Genomic DNA, 6,493 nt, shown 5'->3' on the forward strand with positions numbered 1-6,493 from the left:
ACCCGTGCTGACCGTTGCGCCGCGTTTGACCGATGCCTCCGGCCCCGCGGCCACAGGCCTGCTGTGGGCCGCGCGCAGGGCGCTGCTCGCCTGGGTCTTGGCCCTGGGTGGGGTCGTTGGCCTCATGCCGCTGGGTGCGCTGGCCCACAACGGCAGCATCATGCTGTCCGAAGTCGAGATCGACCGCAGCGACGAAGGCGTGTTGCTGAGCTTCAGCACGCGCATCGAGTTGCCTCGTGCGGTGGAAGACGCCCTCATCAAAGGCGTGCCGCTGCAGTTCGAGGCCGAGGTCAACACCTACCGCAGCCGCTGGTACTGGCGCGACCTGCGCGTGGCCACGGCCAGCCTGTCCTGGCGCATCACCTACCAGCCGCTGACACGCCGCTACCGGGTCCAGTCCGGGGCGTTCAGCCAACAATTCGAATCGCTGCACGAGGCCCTGGGCACCATGCAGCGCACCGTGGGCTGGAAAATCGCCGACGGCTCTCGCCTGGCTGCCGGCGAGCGCCATTACGCCGAGCTGGTCTTCCGCCTGGACACCAGCGTCTTGCCCCGGCCCTTCCAAATCGGCATCGGGGGCCAGTCGCACTGGGACTTGTCTGCCCAGAGCGTGCTGGTGATTCCCGACCGCCCTTGAGCGGCACCCCAGGAGAGCGGCCGTGAGCAAAGCCACCCGTTGGGCCTGGGTCCTGTCCAGCGTGGCCGTCTCGGGCGCGGTGCTGGTCTTGATGTTCTTGCTGGCGCTCGCCAGCGACAACCGCCGACTGTACGAACAGCACTATGGCTGGTTGCTGGGCTTCAATGCCATCATCGCCTCGGTGCTCATTTTGGCCCTCGCCATCGCTGCGGTGCGCCTGGCCGTGCGCATGCGCCGCGGCAAGTTCGGCTCCCGCCTGCTGGCCAAATTGGCCGGCATCTTCGCCCTGGTGGGGGTGATTCCCGGCGTGCTGCTGTACACCGTGAGCTACCAGTTCGTGGCCAACAGCATCGATTCCTGGTTCGACGTGGAGGTCGAAGGCGCCTTGGATGCGGGCTTGAACCTGGGCCGCGTCACCCTCGACACGCTGGTCAATGACTTCGCGGCCAAGACCCGGGCGGCCGCCGACCGGCTGGCCGACGCCGGCGGCGGGGCCAACGCCCTGGGGTTGGAGCGCATCCGTGAGCAACTCGCCGCCGAAGATGCCGCCTTGCTCGATGGGGCCGGACAAGTCTTGGTCAGTGCTGGACTGTCGCGCGAGGCGCTGGCACCCGAGCGGCCGCCGGCCGCACTGCTGCGCCAGGCCCGCAGCCAGCGCATCGCCACCCAACTCGAAGGGCTGGACGAAGACGCCGGCCCGCCCCGCATCCGTGCCGTGGCCTATGTGGCCTCGGTCGGCTTTCGCCTCAGTCCCGAAGAACGCTACCTCCAGGCCACTCAACGGCTGCCGGCGACCTTGGCGGCCAATGCCTTGGCCGTGCAAAAGGCCTATCGGGAATACCAGCAACGCGCGCTGGCCCGCCAAGGGCTCAAGCGCATGTACCTGGGCACCCTCACGCTGGCGCTCATCCTGTCGGTCTTTGGGGCGGTGCTGCTCGCCGTGGGCCTGGGCAACCAGCTGGCCCGGCCGTTGTTGCTGCTGGCCGAAGGCGTGCGTCAAGTGGCCCGTGGCGACCTCACGCCCAAACCGGTGTTCACCTCCCGGGACGAACTGGGCGGACTGACGCGCTCGTTTGCCGACATGACGCAGCAGCTGTCCGATGCCCGCGCGCTCGTCCAGCGCAGCCTCAGCGAACTCGAAGGCGCCAAGACCAACTTGCAGACCATCTTGGACAACCTCACGGCAGGGGTGATCGTGTTTGGGGCCGATGGTCGCATCGACACCGTCAACCCCAGCGCCACACGCATCCTGCGCCTGCCGCTGGGCGCCTACCAAGGCCGCCGGTTGGCCGAGGTGCCCGGCCTGCAAGACTTCGCCACGGCCATCGAGCAGCAATTCGAACAACACGCCGCTGGCAACGAAGGCGGCGAACGCGATCACTGGCAGCAATCCTTCGAGCTCAGCAGCGCCGAGGCGGGCGTCGATCGCGAGCCCATGACCCTGTTGGTCCGCGGGGCCTGGTTGCCGCAACAGGCCCGGCTCATCGTCTTCGACGACATCACCGAAGTCATGTCGGCCCAGCGCTCCGTCGCCTGGGCCGAGGTGGCCCGACGCCTGGCCCACGAGATCAAAAACCCGCTCACGCCGATTCAGCTGTCGGCCGAGCGGCTGCAGCACAAGCTCGAAGCCAAGCTCGACGAAGCCGACCGCCAGCTCCTGACCAAGGCCGTGGGGACCATCGTCAGCCAGGTGGGGAGCATGAAGCAACTCGTCAACGAGTTCCGTGACTACGCCCGCCTGCCGGCGGCTCAATTGCGCCCCATCGATCTCAATGACCTGGTCAGCGAAGTGCTGGTGCTGTACGGCTCGGTGCAGGAAGAAGGGCGGCTCAAGGTCGATCTCGAACCCGGCTTGCCGCTCATCCTCGGGGATGCCGCGCAGCTGCGTCAGGTCATCCACAACCTGCTGCAAAACGCCTTGGATGCCGTGGCCGAGCGACCCCAGGGCCAGGTGCGGGTGCACACCGAGGCTGCCCGCACCGACACGGGCGAGCTGCGCGCGGTGCGCTTGATCGTGGCCGACAACGGTCCGGGCTTCCTCGACAAAGTGCTCAAACGCGCCTTCGAGCCTTACGTCACCACCAAGAGCAAAGGCACTGGCCTGGGGCTGGCCGTGGTCAAGAAAATCTGCGACGAACACGCTGCGCGCATCCGCCTGACCAACCTCACCACATCCGAAGGGCTGGGCAGCGCCCAGCGAGGGAAGAACCCCGAAGTGAGAGGGGCCCAAGTTTCGATATCATTTTCCAGGTTTGCGACCGCTCAGGAGGGCGGCCGCGACGACACCGCAACCCCAGGTGCCCGTCCAGGGGCCTGACCATCCGCATGGCCACCATACTTGTAGTAGACGACGAGCTTGGCATTCGCGCATTGCTGTCGGAAATCCTGGCAGACGAGGGGCACACCGTGGAGCTGGCCGAAAATGCCGCCCAGGCGCGCGCCTTGCGTGAGCGCATGCAACCCGATCTCGTGTTGCTCGACATCTGGATGCCCGACGTCGATGGCATCACCTTGCTCAAAGAGTGGGGCGCCAACGGCCAGCTGACGATGCCGGTGATCATGATGTCTGGGCACGGCACCATCGATACCGCCGTGGAAGCCACCAAGCATGGCGCCATGGCCTTTTTGGAAAAGCCCATCACCTTGCAAAAGTTGCTGCGCGCCGTCGAGCAGGGATTGGCCCGTCAGGCCCCGCGTCCTGCGGCCCCGGCATTGACCACGGCGGCGGCGCCGCGCGAGCGCGTACCGGAGGGTGTCAACCACGGTGCTTCAGTGAGCAACAGCCTGTCCTCCGGGCCGCAGGCCGAGCAGGTCTTCGTGCTCGATCGCCCCTTGCGCGAAGCGCGTGATGCTTTCGAGAAGGCTTACTTCGAGTTCCACCTGGCCAAGGAGCACGGCAGCATGACCCGCGTGGCCGAAAAAACCGGTCTAGAGCGCACCCATCTGTACCGCAAGCTCAAACAGCTGGGCGTGGACCTCTCGCGCAACAAGCGCAGCGCCGGCAACTGACCCCTGCTGGAGGCGCAAGGTTTGCTGCTATAATTTCGGTCTTTCCGGCCAAGTAGCTCAGTTGGTAGAGCAGCGGACTGAAAATCCGCGTGTCGGTGGTTCGATTCCGCCCTTGGCCACCAATACCTAACGCCCAACCCTCATCGGTTGGGCGTTTTCGTTTGCGGGCTCCGCGACACCATGCGGGGTTTGGCGGCGTTCCGCGTGTGCCACGCGGTAGTGGCAGGGTGGCCGGAAGTCGCCCGGTTCGACTCTCTTCTGCTCTCAGTTCTCTCAAAACCCGCGCCAACTTCTTCGCCGGAGCGCACGCAGACGGGCTTGCCCGTCAACGACTTGCACGTGTGTCGCCGCGATCGGTTGTTCATCGTGCTTGGAAGAGCAAGGCATCAAGCCCGCGCCGCAGTCGCCGCTGCAGCACAGGGCATCGAGTACAGCCCCTGGCGTCCCTGCACCACCACGAGCGCACGATAGGCGAAGAGCGGCCCTTCGGCCTCGGGCTTGCCCTTGTCGCGCGCCTTGACCTTGAACACGTCGATGGGCTTGTCGCTGTTGAGCCCGGCGCGCCGCATGATCTGGTCGGCGGTGCGGGGCTCGCCCTTGAACGACCACAGCGCGTCGAACACCGCGGCCTGAGCCTCGGTCAGCCGGATCGGGCCGTGCGGCCAGTCGGGCAGCGTGACCCAGCGGAAATCCGCCGAGAAAGGCCCCTTCACCGGCGTCCTTGGATCGCTGGCCTGCGGTGCTGGCGGCTCTCCCGTCGGGGCGATGAACGAGATGCCGCCTCCGTAGAAGGCGAAGCGATCCTCCAGAGCCAACCACTCCACGGCCGGGCCGAAGGGCGCCCCGCGCGTCTCGCGTGGCTTCGGCGTGATGACGCGGATCGGCCCGCCTGCGACCCGCACCCGCTCCAGCAGGGCCGGCTCGCGCCATAGCCGGATCAGATCGCGCGCCAGCAGGACTGGCGAGCACCGGGAATCGCCAAGGCGCCACACGCCATCGCCGAGGGCGTCGATGCCATCGCGGCTCTCGATCGAAAGCGCCAGCCGCAGCTTTCGGCGCAGCCAGTCCTCGTCCAACCTCAACGCGGCCGCGTCGTCGGCCGCGACGGCCACCGGCCCGCACTCGGGGCAATGGCAGGTACCCCCCCGGTGCCCGTCGCCCCAGACCTGCGCCCGCTGCTGGTGACAGAAGGGGCACAGCACGAATCGCTGGTCCAGGGCCGTGGGCTTCACCGCCTGCCCGAGGGTCGGCAAGGCGGCGATCTCGCGGGGTGAGAGCGCGGCTCGAAGGATGGGCGTGCCGCCCGCGAACAAGCGGCACACCAGGGCCCAGGCGTCGTGCGTGGCCACCGATCAATCCTCGTAGATCGGCTGCGGGCTGGCCGTGTCCGCTTCCGGCGGCGCTTCCTGGGCGTTCAGCGTCTGGCCGGGCTGCAAGATGCCCAGCGAGACCAGGTAGCCCTCCAACTGCGCCTGCAACGCGGCATCGAACTTGTGCAGGTTCAGCCGTCCGCGACGCGTCACCTCGACCGTGATGACCTTGGAACGAGCCTTTCCGGGTTCGGGCGGGTAGTACAGGTTGATGCGTGCCGACGTGATCAACCAGCCGCGGGCCAGCGGGTCCTCACCGGGGAACTCCTCGCGCAGCAGTTCGGTGACGCAGCGCTGCTCGCTCGACGCCATCGCCGTGCAATCGAGCTTCAGTGCCGTGCTCGGGCTCAACACCGAGAGGGACTTGACCTGCAGCGCCATGAAGCCATCCGCCACGGCCTGCGGCACATCGAAGCCGAGGCGCAATACCGACAGATCCAGCGTCGGCGGCTTGATGCGGTGCGCGTCCACCTTGACGCCCAACAGGTGCTCGGCGAAGGCGTCCACGAGCATCTGGTGGTACTTGGCGCCACCGCGCACGAGGGTGCGAACGACCCCGGTGGCGACGGCGTACTCCAGCACCATGTGGATGTTCGGGTTGCCGATGCGACGGGTGAGATGGGCGCCCTCGAACTCCAGGCGCAGCATCGCCAGATCCTTGACGTGCACCGTCAGCAGGAACACGCCGGGGCTGCGTTCCACCAGGTAAGCCACGCTGCCGTCGCCGCATTGCAGTTCGCGCTGATAGAAGGCCGAGATGGCCTGGCGCAGCGCGGCCAGTGCGGCGTCCGAGGTGTTCGGCCGGCGCTTCACGCCGAGGTCGTGCTGCTGGGCTTGCGATCCGTGGCGCTCCAGGTAGTCGAACTCGCAGGCCCGCTCGAACAGCGCCGGATGGTTGGCATACAGCCAGAAGGAGCGGTGGGTGTCGCTCCGGCATGCCACGAGACCCAGCAGCGCGGCGCCGTCTCCGGCGGCGGCCTGGAACATCGCCTGCTTGCCGGCCGGGTCGGCCAGCTGGATGCTGGCCATGAGGTTGCCGATCAGACGGTCGCGGGCGGCGACGTCGGGCCAGGTCCGAACGGCCTCCACCAGTGCCTGCGAGGTGCGAGGCGTGTCCTCCCAGTCGAAATCGTCGGCCACGGGCAGGCCGTGCGAGGCCAGGAAAGCGCTGAGGGTCGCGTCCACCGGCAGTTCGAGCAGCACGTCGACGAAGGTCTTCTTCATCTTCTCGGTCCTTTCCGCAAGAGGTGTCGAGGGCTGCGGACCGATGGATCGGGCACGCGGGCCGGCGACGGGGTTACCGAACGGCCATCTCGCCAGAGTAAAGCAGCGAGATACAGCGCGATTGTGTCCCGCCCAATTCCGCTTGTCAATCATCGCGGCACGTCTGGCGCTTTTTGGTATTTCGCAGCTATACTTGCAGTCTGTTTTCCTACACTGACAGTCGATTCGAGACAGGACATCGCCATGGCTTCCA

Annotated in this window: 5 protein-coding genes and 1 tRNA gene; 4 read left to right on the forward strand and 2 right to left on the reverse strand. The window is 67.0% G+C overall.

Annotated features, from left to right (window positions below):
- Nucleotides 1–4 precede the first annotated feature (4 nt).
- The 4 genes from F615_RS0112575 to F615_RS0112590 all read left to right on the forward strand — a co-directional run bounded on the left by F615_RS0112575 (nt 5) and on the right by F615_RS0112590 (nt 3,768).
- Nucleotides 5–637 carry a DUF4390 domain-containing protein gene (locus F615_RS0112575; RefSeq protein WP_019561547.1) on the forward strand — a complete coding sequence of 211 codons (633 nt, stop codon included), beginning with the start codon at nt 5–7 and terminating at the stop codon, nt 635–637.
- A gap of 22 nt (nt 638–659) precedes the next feature.
- Nucleotides 660–2,954, forward strand: coding sequence for a sensor histidine kinase (locus F615_RS0112580; RefSeq protein ID WP_019561548.1), 2,295 nt, complete (start codon nt 660–662; stop codon nt 2,952–2,954).
- Nucleotides 2,955–2,962: 8 nt separating this feature from the next.
- Entirely contained in the window at nt 2,963–3,646 is a 684-nt protein-coding gene (locus tag F615_RS0112585) for a response regulator (protein ID WP_026330291.1), read from the forward strand.
- Between the two features lie 46 nt (nt 3,647–3,692).
- A tRNA-Phe gene (locus tag F615_RS0112590) sits at nt 3,693–3,768 on the forward strand.
- Nucleotides 3,769–4,032: 264 nt separating this feature from the next.
- Here F615_RS0112590 and F615_RS0112595 read toward each other — a convergent pair.
- Entirely contained in the window at nt 4,033–4,995 is a 963-nt protein-coding gene (locus F615_RS0112595) for a hypothetical protein (RefSeq protein ID WP_019561550.1), read from the reverse strand.
- Between the two features lie 3 nt (nt 4,996–4,998).
- Complete coding sequence (locus F615_RS0112600) at nt 4,999–6,240, reverse strand: hypothetical protein (RefSeq protein ID WP_019561551.1); 1,242 nt, start codon at nt 6,238–6,240, stop codon at nt 4,999–5,001.
- Nucleotides 6,241–6,493 lie beyond the last annotated feature (253 nt).

The sequence above is a fragment of the Caldimonas manganoxidans ATCC BAA-369 genome, from assembly GCF_000381125.1.
Taxonomy (GTDB): Bacteria; Pseudomonadota; Gammaproteobacteria; order Burkholderiales; family Burkholderiaceae_C; genus Caldimonas; species Caldimonas manganoxidans.

What these genes read in the sequence shown, in the direction of transcription:
- F615_RS0112585 (WP_026330291.1), top strand. Translation starts at nt 2,963, where the DNA reads ATGGCCACCATACTTGTAGTAGACGACGAGCTTGGCATTCGCGCATTG.
- F615_RS0112600 (WP_019561551.1), bottom strand. Translation starts at nt 6,240, where the DNA reads ATGAAGAAGACCTTCGTCGACGTGCTGCTCGAACTGCCGGTGGACGCG.